This is a genomic window from Runella sp. R5_40 (assembly GCF_057652295.1).
The window spans coordinates 54585-70666 of record NZ_JBYFCH010000016.1 but is presented as its reverse complement, the minus strand read 5'-3'; the positions used below and the strand labels follow the sequence as shown (position 1 = coordinate 70666).

Annotated in this window: 14 protein-coding genes; 10 read left to right on the top strand and 4 right to left on the bottom strand. The window is 43.6% G+C overall.

Going from position 1 to position 16082, the window contains the following annotated elements; genetic code table 11:
- Window positions 1-16: 16 nt before the first annotated feature.
- The 9 genes from AC23N5_RS22270 to AC23N5_RS22230 all read left to right on the top strand — a co-directional run bounded on the left by AC23N5_RS22270 (window position 17) and on the right by AC23N5_RS22230 (window position 10233).
- Entirely contained in the window at window positions 17-1849 is a 1833-nt protein-coding gene (locus AC23N5_RS22270) for a sensor histidine kinase (protein WP_487757314.1), read from the top strand.
- Entirely contained in the window at window positions 1839-2486 is a 648-nt protein-coding gene (locus AC23N5_RS22265) for a response regulator (RefSeq protein ID WP_183973887.1), read from the top strand. The genes AC23N5_RS22270 and AC23N5_RS22265 overlap by 11 nt, the downstream gene beginning before the upstream one ends.
- Window positions 2487-2575: 89 nt before the next feature.
- The gene (locus tag AC23N5_RS22260; RefSeq protein WP_487757313.1) at window positions 2576-3922 is read left to right on the top strand and encodes a hypothetical protein; all 1347 of its coding nucleotides are present in this window, start codon (window positions 2576-2578) and stop codon (window positions 3920-3922) included.
- A 9-nt stretch (window positions 3923-3931) separates the two neighbouring features.
- Entirely contained in the window at window positions 3932-4942 is a 1011-nt protein-coding gene (locus tag AC23N5_RS22255) for a S41 family peptidase (RefSeq protein ID WP_487757312.1), read from the top strand.
- Window positions 4943-4988: 46 nt separating this feature from the next.
- Window positions 4989-5819 (top strand): carboxypeptidase-like regulatory domain-containing protein, encoded by an 831-nt coding sequence (locus tag AC23N5_RS22250; RefSeq protein ID WP_487757311.1) that lies wholly within the window; start codon window positions 4989-4991, stop codon window positions 5817-5819.
- A gap of 205 nt (window positions 5820-6024) precedes the next feature.
- Window positions 6025-7113 (top strand): helix-turn-helix domain-containing protein, encoded by a 1089-nt coding sequence (locus tag AC23N5_RS22245; RefSeq protein WP_487757310.1) that lies wholly within the window; start codon window positions 6025-6027, stop codon window positions 7111-7113.
- A gap of 119 nt (window positions 7114-7232) precedes the next feature.
- Complete coding sequence (locus AC23N5_RS22240) at window positions 7233-8216, top strand: helix-turn-helix domain-containing protein (RefSeq protein WP_487757309.1); 984 nt, start codon at window positions 7233-7235, stop codon at window positions 8214-8216.
- Window positions 8217-8300: 84 nt separating this feature from the next.
- On the top strand, window positions 8301-8741 hold the full coding sequence (locus AC23N5_RS22235; RefSeq protein ID WP_487757308.1) for a transposase family protein: 441 nt from the start codon (window positions 8301-8303) through the stop codon (window positions 8739-8741).
- A 109-nt stretch (window positions 8742-8850) separates the two neighbouring features.
- A complete protein-coding gene (locus tag AC23N5_RS22230; protein ID WP_183973900.1) occupies window positions 8851-10233 on the top strand; it encodes an L-serine ammonia-lyase in 1383 nt (460 codons plus the stop codon).
- A gap of 281 nt (window positions 10234-10514) precedes the next feature.
- On the opposite strand, the gene AC23N5_RS22225 is transcribed toward AC23N5_RS22230, so the two are convergent.
- Window positions 10515-11945 (bottom strand): hypothetical protein, encoded by a 1431-nt coding sequence (locus AC23N5_RS22225; protein WP_487757307.1) that lies wholly within the window; start codon window positions 11943-11945, stop codon window positions 10515-10517.
- A gap of 91 nt (window positions 11946-12036) precedes the next feature.
- Complete coding sequence (guaA, locus tag AC23N5_RS22220) at window positions 12037-13563, bottom strand: glutamine-hydrolyzing GMP synthase (RefSeq protein WP_183973904.1); 1527 nt, start codon at window positions 13561-13563, stop codon at window positions 12037-12039.
- Window positions 13564-13719: 156 nt separating this feature from the next.
- On the opposite strand from guaA, the gene AC23N5_RS22215 reads away from it, so the two are divergent.
- Complete coding sequence (locus AC23N5_RS22215) at window positions 13720-13926, top strand: hypothetical protein (RefSeq protein ID WP_487757306.1); 207 nt, start codon at window positions 13720-13722, stop codon at window positions 13924-13926.
- A gap of 63 nt (window positions 13927-13989) precedes the next feature.
- Here the strand turns inward: AC23N5_RS22215 and AC23N5_RS22210 are convergent, their stop codons facing one another.
- On the bottom strand, window positions 13990-14745 hold the full coding sequence (locus AC23N5_RS22210) for a LytR/AlgR family response regulator transcription factor (RefSeq protein ID WP_183973908.1): 756 nt from the start codon (window positions 14743-14745) through the stop codon (window positions 13990-13992).
- Complete coding sequence (locus AC23N5_RS22205; protein WP_487757305.1) at window positions 14742-16073, bottom strand: ATP-binding protein; 1332 nt, start codon at window positions 16071-16073, stop codon at window positions 14742-14744. Before AC23N5_RS22205 ends, AC23N5_RS22210 begins: the two co-directional genes overlap by 4 nt.
- Window positions 16074-16082 lie beyond the last annotated feature (9 nt).

The window sequence follows — 16082 nt, the reverse complement described above, 5'->3', positions numbered from 1 at the left end:
TGTTATATTTGAAACCATGAGAGTATCCGCTTTATTTATATTGTTTCTGGTAAGTAGCCTGCGCCTTGTTGCGCAGGTGATTACGTTATCGGATACCAGTCAAAAATATGCCATCTCGTATCCTTCTTACCTCGAAGATACTGATGCTTCTTTTACGCTTGGACAGGTTGAAAAAGAAGCATTTGTGAAGTCCAATGACAAAGTCCCTGATTTTCTCGGGAATTTTTCAAAAGCGATTTGGTACCGATTTGATGTAATAAATAAAAGCAAGACCGACGATTGGTACCTTGAAATCAAGGGAGGGTTTATGCACCATCTGACCGTCTATCAGCAACATGAAACGGGCTCTTTTCAGGCACTAAAGCTAAGCGGGGATGGCGATTTTCGGTCGAGGCCCGTGTTTTCAAATAACCTCGTTTTCCCGATTCCCGTGGCTTCTGGCGAAAAATTGAAAATCTACGTTCGGGCCACCAGTAAAACGCTGATTCGGACCTCCATGAGTTTGAATACAATGCAGAAGTTGTACGAAGACAATATCCGCATTTCTTACGGAGACGGCTTTTTTACGGCGGTAGCAGTTGCCTTGTTGTTGTACAATTTGTTTGTTTATTTTTCTTTGCGAGAAAAAGTCTATCTCTACTACATTGGGTATATATCCACGGCTATTTTACATACCAACTTAGTGGCGGGCCATGTACAATTGTTTCTGCCTTGGCTCGATGTGTTGAATACCACGACGATACTTCCCATTGTTTCCTTTTTTAGCATTTTGTTTACCAACTCATTTTTACAAACCCAAACGTACGCCCCTTTCATTTACAAAATCCGATGGCCTATGATTGCTATCTGCCTGCTACCGCTGGTATTTTATGCCGTTGGGAGCTACAAAGTGGCAATCCTGTTGGTTGCTATTTTTGTTTTTACCCTCTTTATCTACTGGCTTGTTGCGGGTATTTGGGTGTATAGAAAAGGCTTTGCGCCCGCCATTTTCTACATCATTGGATTTGGCGCGTTGGCACTGATGAGTGTGGTTTTTGAATTAAAAATGAAAGGTTGGCTGGAGGAAAGCTACTGGACGGACTCTTCCCTCTTTATAGGCGCAGCCATAGAGGCGGTTATTCTTTCTTTTGCGCTTGCCGACAAATTCAATTTTTACAAAAAAGAAAAGGAGCGCTTGCAGGAAGATGCCTATCGCCAAACGACCCGTTTTGCTCGGGAACTGATAAGTATGCAGGAAGCTGAACGCAAACGAATCGCTTCTGAACTGCACGATGGACTGGGGCAAAAACTGATTCTGATTAAGAATAAAATACTACGAGCGGCGCAGCCTGGGGCAGCAGCTTCTATTCACCTGTCGGGCGAGGCATTGTCGCAGAATGTCGCGGAGGCAATACAGGAAGTGAGGGATATTTCATACGGATTGCGACCTTACCAGCTTGATTTGCTGGGGCTTAGCAGTTCTATAAAAAGCCTGGTTGAAGAGACGCTTGACGCTGCGCAAATAGACTATGAAATTTATTTAGACAATGTGGATCAGCTTTTTGATAACAATGCGCAGATTAACATCTACAGAATTATTCAGGAATGTGTCAACAACATTGTGAAACATGCGGCTGCCTCTCAGGTAAGTATTCACATAAAACACCAAAGCGACCAAGTAAAAATCACGATTAGTGATGATGGGGTTGGTTTTAATCATCATCTCAATCACGCAGGTTTTGGACTAAAAGGGATGAAAGAACGCTTACAAATTTTAGAAGGAAAAATGACCGTGACCACCAAGCAGCCGAAAGGCACGCTGTTTGAATTTGTCATTCCACTGCTAACTGATACTTCTTATGGACAATGAAAAAATCAAAATTCTGATAGCTGACGATCACCCGATTTTTCTGAAAGGGTTGCAGGAAGTAATCGAAGACAAACCACACTTGGAGGTAGTTTGTAAAGCAGACAATGGCACAGAGGCTATTCGTTTGGCACTGATTTATGATATTGACATGGCTATTTTAGATATAGATATGCCTGGGGCTAATGGATTGCAAGTAGCTGAGCAGATTCTGGCCAAGAAACCTGGGGTAGCTATTATTTTGCTTACCATGCACAAAGCAAGGGACGGTTTTTTGAAGGCATTGGAAATAGGGGTGTCGGGCTATGTGTTGAAAGAAAACGCAGTGGTGGACATCATCAATGCCATTGCTGCCGTCAACCGTTATCAGTCGTACATCAGTCCAGAAATGTCGTCTTTTTTGTTGAAACACAAAAACCGAAACCGAAACGATGTTTCTTTCCGACTCGAATCACTCACGCCTTCCGAAATGAATATCTTGGAAAAAGTGGCTCAGTATAAGTCCACCAAAGAAATAGCCGAAGAGTTGTTTATCAGTGAAAAGACAGTTTCCAACCACCGAATGAATATTGCCAAAAAATTGGATCTCAGCGGCAAAAATAGCCTACTTCGCTTTGCCATTGAGCACATAAGTGCCTAATTATAAGCATTACTACCTATGAATTTGAGGGGATATGCCCATTGCTGCTGAGTGGCAATGGGCATAGTTTTGTACAAAAAAAAATAGGTATGAAATCCAAAAAAACAACTCCCCGAAAGCCCAGTTTATGGCGCGCTTTCTCCCTTTCGTTCAGTGCATTATGTGCACTGTTGATTTGTTTTTCGTGCGAGAGAAACAACATCAATTCCCAAAACCCAGACACGCCTAGTCCTCCTTTGAGGTTGCCACATGGTAAAGCTATCGGTGAAATTGCTACGGCACAGATAGGTAAAGAGGGAGGCATACTGACCAGTACAGACGGCATCATGACGATTGAGGTTCCTGCGGGTGCTGTCGATGCCGCCACGACTTTTAGCGTACAAGAAGTTGAAAATGTCCTAAAATCGAGAAGCAAGTCTTTCAGGTTGCTGCCCGAGAATGTGGACTTCAAAAAACCTGTAACCCTTACCTATCATTACGATAAAATCTCGATGGAGGGCACCAATCCTGATATGTTGTTTTTGGCTTACCAAGATAAGGATGGAAATTTTTATTGGGCCAATAAAACCAAAGGCAACCGCCAAAATAAAACGTTGACGGTACAAACGTCTCACTTCAGCGATTGGACTTTTTATTCGCAATATGATTTGTACTCAGAAAACAAACTCCTGAACGGCGAAATAAGCCTTGTGCAGGGAGAGGAAATCGCCATCGAATTGAAAGCAACTCCTCAAGATAACTTTGAAGGGGAATACAGTCAGATACAGCTTCCAGAGGTAAATTATGGCAACGTAATCAAGAAAACAGTCTGGGATTATAGTCCCAAAATAGGCAAATTGATTGTTAATGCAGGGGAGGGCTCTATTGTTTATGAAGCTCCCGCAAAAGTAGATAAGGTGGAACGGGTTTATATCAACGTCACTATCAATGGCAATCTTGGGAAAGATAACCTCGGAAATGTCGTGCAGCAAATGCAGATAAGACAGCCCGTGGTTATTAATCCAGAGGGGTATTTTATAATAAGTGAAAACGGGAGTGAAATGTCAGCGCATGATTTTTCGGGCGAATTTATACAGCTAGTTGGCTCTCAGCTTGTCGCTCACTTTCCTAATGGTTATATTCTTTCTTTATATACCTATGACGGAAGCGTGGGAGGGTTTAAATACAATCTTCACGGTACGCCAGGGGCTGCGGTCATTGAGTTGTCACAAAGTGAGGGAAAAGGTGGCATGATAGTAATGCGCCCCAAAGACTGTAGCGGTAAAGACCCAGAACTCTATTTTTCACCTGGAGCTCTAAACATGAAAGCGGTTCCGAACAGAAAAGGAGAGTATTTTGAGGGGGAGTTTACGGTCACACTGTTTAGTTTTGGGTATTGCCAAAAACCTTCAAGTAAAAATCTTTCTGGCAAATTTAGATTTAAAAATACCATTTAATCGGCTGGTATGCGAAGCAAATATACCTGCTTGACGACGGTAGTATTGCTGATTGTCCTTGCCTACCAAGGAAAAGCCCAGATGCCTGACTCAGTCCAAACGTACCTTGATACCTGCCTGATTGTATTGAAAAACAACGCCTTGTATGCCAATCGTGTCAATTGGAAGGAAAAAGAAGCAGAAGTACGAGCCAGGGCCAAAACAAAGGCCGAAGCCTTCGAAGCGCTGAAAGTAGTTTTTACATCACTCGGGGACATGCACGCGGCTTTTTACCATGAGGATAAGTCGTTTAGGCTAGAGAATACAGCACTGCTGGAAAGGTATTCGGATTCACTCAAAGCAGCATGGAAACGCGGCCCGCAGATTGCCCCCCGAATGATTGATGGGTTTGCCTATTTTGTAGTACCCTATATGGGGGCAAAAGGACAAAAACAGATTGACTGGTACGCCAACTGGCTGTATAATGAAGTGGCCAAGCTTCACAAACAACACCCCAAAGGATGGATAATAGACCTCCGCCTGAATAGCGGCGGGAATATTCGACCTATGTTGGCAGGCTTGGCTCCATTTTTTAGTGAAGGGGTCGTCAGTTATTATATCAGTAGAAATGGGGAAGCTAGTGACGAGGCATCGTTTAAAAATGGTGATTTTGTGATAGATGGTCAAGTGCAGGCGACTATAAACGACAAAATTGCCCAATTTCCAGCTGCCAAAGTAGCCGTGTTGGTAGGGCCAGGCACTGCCAGTTCTGGTGAGATAACTGCGGCCGTTTTCAGCAAACGCAGCAACACCGTACTCATTGGAGCACCTACAGCGGGCTTAGCGAATGCCACCAATGGATTTGTTTTTAATGATAACAAGACCTATTTCCTTTTTTCTACCGCCCGTATTGCAGATGCGTCGAAGGTTTGTTTCCCAGAGACCATCCAACCCAATATACCCATCCATGGTCAAGAGTCTTTTCAGGAATTGATGCAGGATGAAATAGTTAAAGCAGCCATCAATTGGTTGAGACACTGAATAATCGCTCAACCGTATTTACAAAATTTTAAAACATTAATGTACGATGACAACGTCAAGATTAACAGCATTCTTTTTTTTATTAGCAGGTTTATTGGTAATGTCCTGCGAGGTTACCCCCATGAATCCCAACAATGCACAACCTTACACCATTAGCGGTACGGTGAAGGATGCCGCTGGCAACCCACTAAGAGGAGCGAGGATTAGAGTCGAAAACCCAAACGGAAACAATATACATTATACAGCCACTACCAACGAGGCGGGCAAGTATAGTGTGACAGTGAGCGCTATTGGAGGGTACAAGATATACGCTTGGAAAGAATCAGTGTTTGAAGACCAACTCTACCAAATCAGGTTAGGGATGGAAAAAGAAAGCGATTACGACGCGTTTAATGTGCCAGCAAGCGGTACAACGAAAGATTTTGTTTGGAAATTGAGCGGACGAATTCCTGACAGGGTCGCAAGCAAAGAAAACGGCACAGGATATTTTGGTGGCACCATAAAATTTATCAATTACAATGCCTTTACCGACGAGATGCCCGCAGGAACTGAAGTTTCGGTCTTGTTTACCCCCGTCGCAGAAGCTAAATACCTTGACGGAACATCGGCTGTTGGTAAAACGATTGAACGCAAATTTACGATTGCTTCAGGGGTTGGTCAGGCGTATTATCTAAATGATATTCCCGCCACAAAATATAAAATCACAGTTTCAAGCCTTAAAAATGGGGTAAAAAAAGCAGTACACGTCGCGAGTGGTAGTTCGGATGAGTTTTTGGCCAGTATGGAGTATTACTTTAAGCCTGAAGGTGGGTCGGGTTCTTATGAAAACGGCTTAATCTCCCCCAATGAATATTATTATTACCTAATGAGTAAATAATAGTTCTTGAAGATAGGAAAAGTAGGAATAGAGCCTTCTGAAAAGGGGGCTCTATTTTTATTGAAAAGATATGAAGATGAATAGTCTAAGAGGGTAAAAAATGAAATTAAAACATGAAAATTTAATTAAAATGTGTTTATTTTGGAATACAAATGTCGAAAAACTGAGTTATTTTTATATCCAAAATAGCTGATGCTACACAGAAATGGGAGCAAACATCATCAATATCGGACTGTGCTTGTGGGCGAGCGTGCTTTGCTTTCGCTTTAAAAAAGAAAGCTACCCCTACTATTTAGGGGCTATTTTTGTGATTTTAGGCATTCACCAAGCGTTTTCGTTGCTCCCAATAGGTATGATGAAAGGCTTTATGCGCTGGATTCCCGAAACGTTGTTATTATTGATTCCCGTGGCCCTTGTACAGTCGGTTCGGACTGCTTTGGGGCACACAGAGGCGTTTTCGGCCAAGTGGCTGCTGGTGCCAGCGGGTTTGTATGTGAAGGCATTTTCTTACATGTATGCTGCTGGAATGGTTCAACATGATAATTTTTACCAAAGCACGTTTTTCTTTACGGCACTCGGAGGCGCTTTCCTGTTTAATGTCGGTACGGCCATATACCTTGAAACTTTGGTATTTAAACATTACGAAATAGCTACCAAAGATAAACTTTTCTATAGTATTCAGGGATTGATAGGTGGTATATTGACATGTATTTTAATGATGGGAGTTGAGGTATTTTTCGTTGTACCCCAATATGTCTCTTTAACGGTAGTAGGTTTAATCAGCGCACTGACTATTTTGGCCGTGACAATGGAATGGTTTCAAGCGGGCGTTCCTGCCGTTTCGCTTCCTATTAAAGTCAAAGACGAGCGTTTACAAGCCGTTCGCATCGCAAGTGCGACCAATACCCTTAGTCCGAAAAAAGAATTAGCGCCAGAGTTGCGAGAAGAATACGTACAGCGCGTAAAAGAAGCCCTTGAAACCAAAGAATTATATCTAAATGTTAAGTTGTCCCTTAGCGAGTTTGCCAAAGAAATTGGCATGAATCCGCACCACTTATCCTACATCATTAACCGCGAATGGGAGCTTAATTTTAATGAACTTCTCAATGTATATCGCATCAACCGTGCCAAGCAGTTGTTGTTAGAACCTGGCAACGAAACAGCCACTATGTTTGCCATTGCGATTGACTCAGGCTTTAATTCGGAGTCGTCGTTCTACACAGTTTTCAAAAGAAACACGGGTCTTTCTCCCAAAAAATTCAAAGATTCCATAAAATCTACTTCAGAATTATAATTTTAGAGTGTTTGTTGCGCATTTGTATGTTCATTTGTACTACATGCTTTACCCGAACTTTGGTCGAAAATTTATGCCCTAAAGCACATTTGTTTCACACGCCATAAGTATGTACTAAAATGAAAATCAATTTTAATATCCAACCATCTGAAAAATGGCTGGATGATCTTGCGAGGCAGTTAGGTACAACTCCCGAAACTGCGACAACATTTACAATGCGTTATGAAGACTCTTTTTTGAGAGTCAACACGGTGCCTTATAACAAAAACTTCATTCCATTTGTTGGAAAATTGGTGACTCAGCAACCATTGGGTTTTTGTAAGGAGAATTTTGGGACAAATGAGTATTGGACGCTCCAATTAATCAAGTCGTCTCGAAAACACAAGTTGGAATTAAGAAACGACTCAGGAGATGTAAGATTATTTGAATCATATACCTCTGGCGTGTTTTTTAGTTCAAGTATGATAGTCGATTTGGAGTTAGAAGCTAACCAAGAAACTACTGTACTGTCGGTAAACTTACACAGAGATTGGCTGTGCGAGCAACTGGGCATTAACGAGTCGGGGGACCCTGATGAAGTTAAGTTACGGGAGTTATTGATGTCAGAATCGGCGAGTTTTTTGTGCATCAGTACTTACCCCGACTGGATTGACGATTTGGTTGAACACGTAGGGGCATTCAACTGGAAATTGATGTTGCAGGCAAAGTGTTTGCAGTTAATTGCAGATTTAAGCTCGCAGTTGAAAGGAAAAAAGTCGGTTGCCTGCCAGTTGAATGGGCAGGATTTACAGAAAATTGAGGCTATTGAAGCCCAATTTTTTGGAATAAACATGATTTTGCCGTCCATTGATTTCTTGGCAAAGGAGGCGGGTATGAGTGTCTCAAAATTCAAGAAATGTTTCAAAGTTCGTTTTGGTGCTTCCCCGTATGAGTACTACTTGAACCTGAAACTAGACGAAGCAAAAAATCAATTGTTGGAAAAAAAGTGGACAATTTCAGAAATAGCGTCGCAGTTGGGCTATACCAGTACGGCCAATTTTGACAAGGCTTTCAAAAAAAGGTTTATGGTCAACCCGTCAACGATGTTACGAAACGCAAGCTAACCTATATTTCATAATCAACCCATTTTCAAAAGTTAATTAAACACACCCATTCTCAATTTTTATATCATCATGACAATGAACTTTATGCCAGTAAGGCGCTACAACGAGCTTGAGGCCGACGAACAAGGTCTTAGGAGACTAACGGGGCTTAAAAACGAAGAGTTTTTGGCTTTGTACTATGCTTTTCGCGAAGAATGGCAATTGTATTTCTACTTTTTCACATTTACGGGGCAGCAGCGCCAAAGAAAGCAAATTTCTGTCCGTAAAAACAGCATTTTCAGTGATTCGAGAGATGCACTTTTGTTCGTGTTGACGTACCTCAAAGGAGGTGTTTTGCAAGAGGAATTGGCTGAAACCTTTGGGATGGACCAACCAAAAGTGAGCCGATATTTGACAATTACGCAAAAATTATTGTTGCAAGTGATTTTCAAAAACCCGAACATTATTCCTAAATGGAAGCAAAAGAAACTAAGAGATGCTATATTTTCACGCACAAGTACCTACGAAGAAGGAATGGAAGAGTAGAAAAATAAGGCATCTAATACTTTAAAACGCGAACGAATCTAGCTGATTTGTTCGCGTTTTTTCTTGTATTTTTGGCAACAATCTCGCACTTCATTTTACAAACTACTATATGTCTTCCAAAAATACCATCACCACCTCGCTGTTCGATTTATTTAAAGTGGGCCCTGGGCCATCGAGCTCACACACCATTGGCCCAATGAAAGCGGCGTATCGTTTTTTACAAGACCTCGCCTCGCTGCCCACTGAAATAGCGATGCGTGCTACCACGCTCGAAATCCATTTGTACGGCTCCCTAAGCGCCACGGGTAAAGGCCACGGCACCGACCGAGCCATTGTAGGCGGGCTTTTGGGCTGGCAACCGCATACCTGCGACCCAAAGAACCTGAGCGGTCTGATGAAAAACGAAGCCGAACAGTACTACGTCACTTTTCAGGGAGTGGAAGTGCCCATTTCGGGGCAGAGCATCATTTATCATAAAGGTAAAGCCAACTTCCCGCACCCAAATACGATGATTTTGCGGTTGTGTAACGCCCAAGGAGAGGTGTTGCTGGAAGGAGAGTATTACTCGGTAGGAGGGGGATTTATCCAACAAAAAGGGCAATTGCCCGAAGGAACCTCACAAGGCGAACCCAAGTACCCCTACAGTACGATGGATGAATTAAAAAAACATTTGAAAACACACCAACTGACGCTGGCGCAGTTGATGATTCAAAACGAGCAAGCTATTACGGGAGTACCAGAAAAAGAAATAGTACGAAAAATTGACCAGATTTTAGAGTTTATGCACAAGGCTGTCAAGCGGGGAATTCGGGCCAAAGGGCTGTTGCCTGGCAGTATTCGCTTGCAGCGGAAAGCAGCTTTGTTATACGAAAAAGCCAAACTCCATGCCGCTACAACCGATAGCTTTTTGATGTTTTTAAACGCCTATTGTTTGGCGGCTTCGGAAGAAAACGCCGCTGGAAGTATTGTCGTGACGGCGCCGACTTCGGGGGCGTCTGGGGTATTTCCAGGGTTGACGTATTTGATGAAAAACCATTTTCATTACTCGCCTCAAAAAATGCGAGAAGGAATGCTGGCGGCGGCGGCCATTGGTTTTTTGGTTAAACACAATGCCAGTATTTCGGGAGCAGAAATGGGGTGTATGGGAGAAATAGGGACGGCATCGGCCATGGGAGCGGCGATGTTGATGTATGCGTATGGCGGAACGATGGGCCAAGTGGAAGCAGCGGCGGAGATTGGCATCGAGCACCACCTCGGAATGACTTGTGACCCCATTGGTGGTTATGTCCAAATCCCGTGTATTGAGCGCAACGCCATGGGGGCTGCCAAAGCCTACAATGCCTATTTATTGGCCATGACGATTGACCCCGAAATGCAGAAAATTTCGTTTGATAGTGTCATTAAAGTCATGCGTGCCACGGGGCGTGATATGTCCAAAAAATACAAAGAGACTTCAGAAGCGGGCTTGGCCCTGAGTATGACGGAGTGTTAATGTGAGTCAGGTTCTTACGCCGTGAGTCAGGTTGCTCACAACCTGACGCTGCTGCGAATGAGGAGGACGAGTCCTGAGGTTGTGAGCAACCTCAGGCACATGGTGGTCAGGTTGCTCACAACCTGACGTTTCTGCGAATGAGGAGGACGAGTACTGAGGTTGTGAGCAACCTCAGGCACATGGTGGTCAGGTTGCTCACAACCTGACGTTTCTGCGAATGTGGAGGACGAGTACTGAGATGATGAGCAACCTCAGGCACATGGTGAGGCACGCCGTGCGTTTTATTTCGAGAGATTAGAAGATTTGCGCTGATAGATTCCTTTCCATTGGGTGGGTTGGTACAACTCGCCCAACTCCGGAAGGCGTTTGAATAAAATGGGCAAAAGCTTTTCTTTGTCGATGACGTAGGTGGGTGGGTCGGCTTGGAAATTATCAAAAATGCTAATAACGCTTTCGTAACTGTCTAAGTTATCAAAATCGTAGCGGGCAAGCTCCCAGTTGAGGTACGCCGTTGCGGGAAAATTGTCTTTGTATTCACCTTCATCTTCACCAATCACCAAAATCTTTTGCTGACGAATTTGTTCAGGCAACAATGACGGCTGAATTTTTAGATTTTCCAAACGCGTAGATTCGTTGATACTGAATGCGTTATCAAGGAATGTTGACTGATAGCGAAAGAAAAATAGAATGACAAAAAGACCCAAAAAAAGAACCTCTGCCATCCAGCGACGTTTCATCAGCATAAAAAAGTTGACCGAAAACATGACCAACGGCGGTATAAACACACAAAACTGCATCGGAGCGATAAACGGCATCAAGCCAATCGAAATCACGGCAGTGATGGTCCACAACATCATGATTTGGTGAATACGCGTCTGATAGTTGATGAACCGAGGATAGCTTAATGTTTGAAAAAAGCCTAAGCCAGCTATCAAAAACACGCCTCCCAACACGCCAAGTACACCAATAAAATCGTTGAAATTATAACGCCGTGTCCGAAAAGCTGAGGTGAGCAAATTTTGGCTTAAATCATCCAGTGCATTACGGAAAAAGTAGAAGAGCAATAGGAGTGCTAAAGGAAAAATGTACCCAAAAAATGCCAACGTATGCCGACGAAAAGTAGCGCCCGTGTACAAAAGCATGGAAGCAAATGTCCAAAGAGCAAAAAGCCCCATGGGCAAATAAAATAGGGTAGCGACACTCAGGTAAAAGCCCATTTCAAAAACCTCGTCGGTTACCCCTTCGCGCTGCATTTGACGAATGAGTGTGCCGAAAGCAAGCAAAATGAAGGTCGTACCCATCAGGGCAGGCGACAATGTACTACAATCGAAAGAGACGTTTAAAAATAAAATGTAAAGAACTCCTGGAACGTAGTTGCGTTCGGTAAAAAGCTGCCGTTCGCTGGAAATGTAATTGAAGTAGATGGCCTGAAAAAGAATGAGGATATTGGCAACCGTTCGATGTGCCAAAGGAGAGCGGCCAAAGAGCTCATCCATTCCCCAATAAACGGCTGCCGACAACGGACTCAAATTGTCCCACACATCGCGATAAAGCATAAATCCTTGTGACATTTTTTCGCCGACAAGCATCCATTGGAGTTCTGGAATCAGCAAATCGGGCGAACTGATGTACAAAGGCACTTGTAGTATCATCAACACAACGATGAAACTCAAGATTTGATAAGGAGCATTAACGCGGAAGAAACTTAACATTGGAGTCGATGGTCGATAATCCACAGTCGATAGTCAATCCTCTACGGTTTAAAACCATGGACTATCGACCATCGACCGTGGACTTCATACTTTATTCCCACTCAATCGTTGCGGGTGGTTTTGACGAAATATCGTAAACAACGCGGTTAACGCCTTTGACACGATTGATGATTTCGTTGGAAATATCGGCCAAGAAATCGTACGGTAGGTGTGCCCAGTCGGCGGTCATGCCATCGACTGACGTAACGGCCCGCAGCGCTACCACGCGCTCGTAGGTACGTTCGTCGCCCATCACACCCACGCTTTGTACGGGTAGGAGCATAGCGCCTGCTTGCCAAACTTGGTCATAAAGGCCGCGCGTTTTGAGACCATTGATAAAGATGGCATCAACTTCTTGCAAAATGGCTACTTTTTCGGGAGTAATATCCCCCAAAATACGAATCGCAAGCCCTGGGCCAGGGAATGGGTGGCGCTTGAGAATATTGTCGGAAATTCCAAGGGCACGCCCAACGTTACGAACTTCGTCTTTGAAGAGCGTATTGAGCGGTTCCACGATTTTAAGTTTCATAAAATCGGGCAAACCACCCACGTTGTGGTGCGACTTGATGGTCGCCGAAGGGCCTTTGACCGAAACCGACTCAATGACGTCGGGATAAATCGTTCCTTGACCAAGCCATTTTACATCTTCGATGAGGTGGGCTTCTTGGTCAAAAATATCAATGAATGCTTTTCCAATCGCTTTACGCTTGGCTTCTGGGTCGGTCAAACCTTCTAATAGGCCGTAAAAATGGTCTTTCGAGTTAACCCCCTTGATGTTGAGGCCCATGTCTTGGTACGAGTGCAATACACTTTCAAACTCGTCTTTACGCAAAAGTCCGTTGTCAACAAAAATACAGTAGAGGTTTTTGCCAATGGCATGGTGAACCAACGACGCTGCCACCGTAGAGTCAACCCCGCCCGACAAAGCCATCACCACTTTATCGTCGCCAAGTTTTTCTTTTAGGTCACGGATGGTGCTTTCCACAAACGACTCCGACGTCCAGTTTTGCGTACATCCGCAGATGTCCACCACGAAGTTTTTCAAAATCGTTTTGCCTTCCGTAGAGTGCGTTACTTCTGGGTGAAACTGAATGCCGTAGGTTTGTTCGCCCGTCAATTTGAACGCGGCTACTTTTACCGAATCGGTGGAGCCAATCAATTCAAAATTATCAGGGATTTTGGTGATGGTGTCCCCGTGCGACATCCAAACTTGGGTAGTCGGTGATACCGAATCCAACAAAAGCGAGTGTTCGGGATGGTTGAGAATGGCACGGCCGTATTCGCGGTGCTTAGAGGCATTTACTTCGCCTCCAAGGGTATGCGCCATGAGCTGGGCACCGTAGCAAACGCCCAACAACGGTAGTTTATTCCGAAATAAATCCAAGTCAACGCGTGGCGAATCGACGTCGCGCACGGAGCAAGGACTACCAGAAAGAATGACTCCCTTGATAGCAGGCGTAATTTCGGGAATTTTGTTGAAGGGGTGAATTTCACAGTAAATGTTTAGTTCGCGGACGCGTCGAGCGATGAGTTGGGTATATTGCGAACCAAAATCAAGAATTAGGATTTGTTCGGTCATAGACGTATTTCTAAGGTGCAAAGGTACAAAACCCTTCTGAAATACCGTATTCGTTGCGAAAAAACGTTTCAGTTGAAAAATAAAATATAAAAAGTACTTTGAAAAACAAAGTTAATTATTTTACCTTTGTCCATCAATCACAAAACAACAACAGCCATGAAAAAGAACATAGTCAAAATCATCGGATTTGCCCTTGGATTAGTAGGTTTCCTTTTGACATTCAAAGTATTTGTACTTCCCACCATTCCACCCAACGATGAAATAGCGCCAGGGATGGTGTTAATTGCTGCCATTTTAAACGGGTTTTTGTTTGCATTTATCGGGTCGCTTATTCAGAAGTATTTAAGGCATAAAAATGTTTAATACATTATCAGTCAATCAATACGGTTAACTGATAACGATTAACAGATAACAAAGCCAAAGTGCTTAACTTCGACTTAGGCCGTGAAATTGCTCTATCAACCAATCCCTCTTTTGTTTGGTAACAGGCACTTGCGCCCCATCGGACATCAACAAGTAGCCGCCCTCTTGTTTGACAATTTTCTTTAAAAACTGAGGGTTTATCAGGTGCGACTGGTGTACCCGCACAAAGCCGTTGGGGTCGAGGGCCTGTTCTACTTCTTTGAGCGTGCGGCAAATCATCACTTTTTGGCCATCGTTCATGTAAAAATGCGTGTAACTGGCGTCGGCCATGCAGCGAACGATGTTGACAATCTCAATGATTTCGTGCCCTTCGTTGGTTGGTAGGGCTATTTTTTGCGGTGCTTGTTTGGGCGACGAATGTTCGTGAAAGAGTTGAATTTGAGGAGTTTGTAGTTGTTTGATGCGTTTCTGTTGCCAACGCCCAAGGGCTTCGCGGAGGTCATGTTCTTCAATGGGTTTCAATAAATAACTCAAGGCACTCACGCGAAACGCCCGAATGGCGTATTGGTCATAGGCCGTCGTAAAAATGACATCAAAGTGAAAATCAGCAAATTGTGCGAGCAAGTCGAAGCCGTTGAGGCGGGGCATTTCAATGTCTAAAAAAAGCACATCAAACGGCGTCATTCGGATAAATTCCACGGCCGCTTCGGGCTGGTTAAATTTGGCAACGACTTGCACACCCATGTTGAGTCGTTTGAGCTTGAGCTCCAACAACTCGGTGGCGGGTTTTTCGTCGTCAATGAGAATAGCGCGTATCATGTTTGAGGGACTTGAGTGTGCATTGCATTTTTGACCGCATAGAGCGGAAAAACCATGATAGAAGGGAGGCTGGAAAAGTTTTCGAGCGAAAACCGAATACCATAGCGACTTTGTTTTTCTTTCAGGAAAATATACATGCTTTGCATACTTCCTCGTGAGCCAGCCTTCACTTCGACAGGAATGATGTCGCTGTGTTTTTGTACTAAAAAATCTATCTCGGCTTGGCTACTTTTGGCATCTCTGTGCCAATAATAGAGCTGTACTTGCTGGTAAGGTGATTGGCTTTTAATGAGTTCGAGTGCGACGTGTTGTTCGGCAATGGCTCCTTTATTAATGACTTCCAACGTATCTTCAAGCAACAAATCCCCGATGGATAGGCCCAAAATACGTTGCATTATACCTGTATCGAAAAGCATCCATTTGCGTTTTTTGGGGTTGATTTCAGCACCGATGGGAAGTCCGTTTGCGGCGGAGTGGGTAACAGAGTGCGCCAATCCTGCCCTTTGAAGTAGGTCGAGCGCCTCTTTAATTTGAATATTTGTGAGGGTGGCTTGTGGATATGAATAGGTAAATTGTGCACCTGTTTGTCGAACAACGGCGTTGAAAACTTCTCGAATTCGTGCAACAGGGACGCGATTTTTGTATTTGGCAAAATCACTTTCAAACGATACTATCAAGTCATCTATTACCCGTTGTGTTTCAAGAATATCGTTGTTTTGGGCGTAGTTTCGTACAACTTCAGGCATTCCACCTACCACCAAAAAGCGTTTAAAATAGTATTTGAGCTTGTCGTGTAAGAGATCGGGGAGTGGCTTTTCAGGCGATGCGTTGCGGAGTGTTTTTAGTAAAATTTGTTCATTAAATGCACCCAAAAATTCTTCAAAATCAAGTGGGTACATAAAAAGTGAACGGATGCGCCCTACCCCAAATGAGGGGATTTCGGATAGCACAAACTCCAATAATGACCCTGCGGCGATTACATGTAAGTCAGGCGCTTTTTCGTAAAAATACCGTAATGACGAAATAGCAGGAATACAGGTTTGAATTTCGTCTAAGAACAACAGTGTTTTACCTGGTACAAGTGATGTATTTGTCGCTGCTTGTATTAATTCAATAATTTCATCAATGCCAAGGTTTTGTTCAAAAATACCCTTGTAACGCGGGTTTTCATCAAAATTAAGTTCAATAAAAAAGTCAAATTTTTGCGCACATTGTCGTACCGCCGCCGATTTTCCAACCTGTCGCGCACCACGCAAAAGTAATGGCTTTCGTAGTTTCGCTACTCGCCAATTTTCAAGTTCAGAATCTATGTTACGGGGAATGTACATTTGTTATTT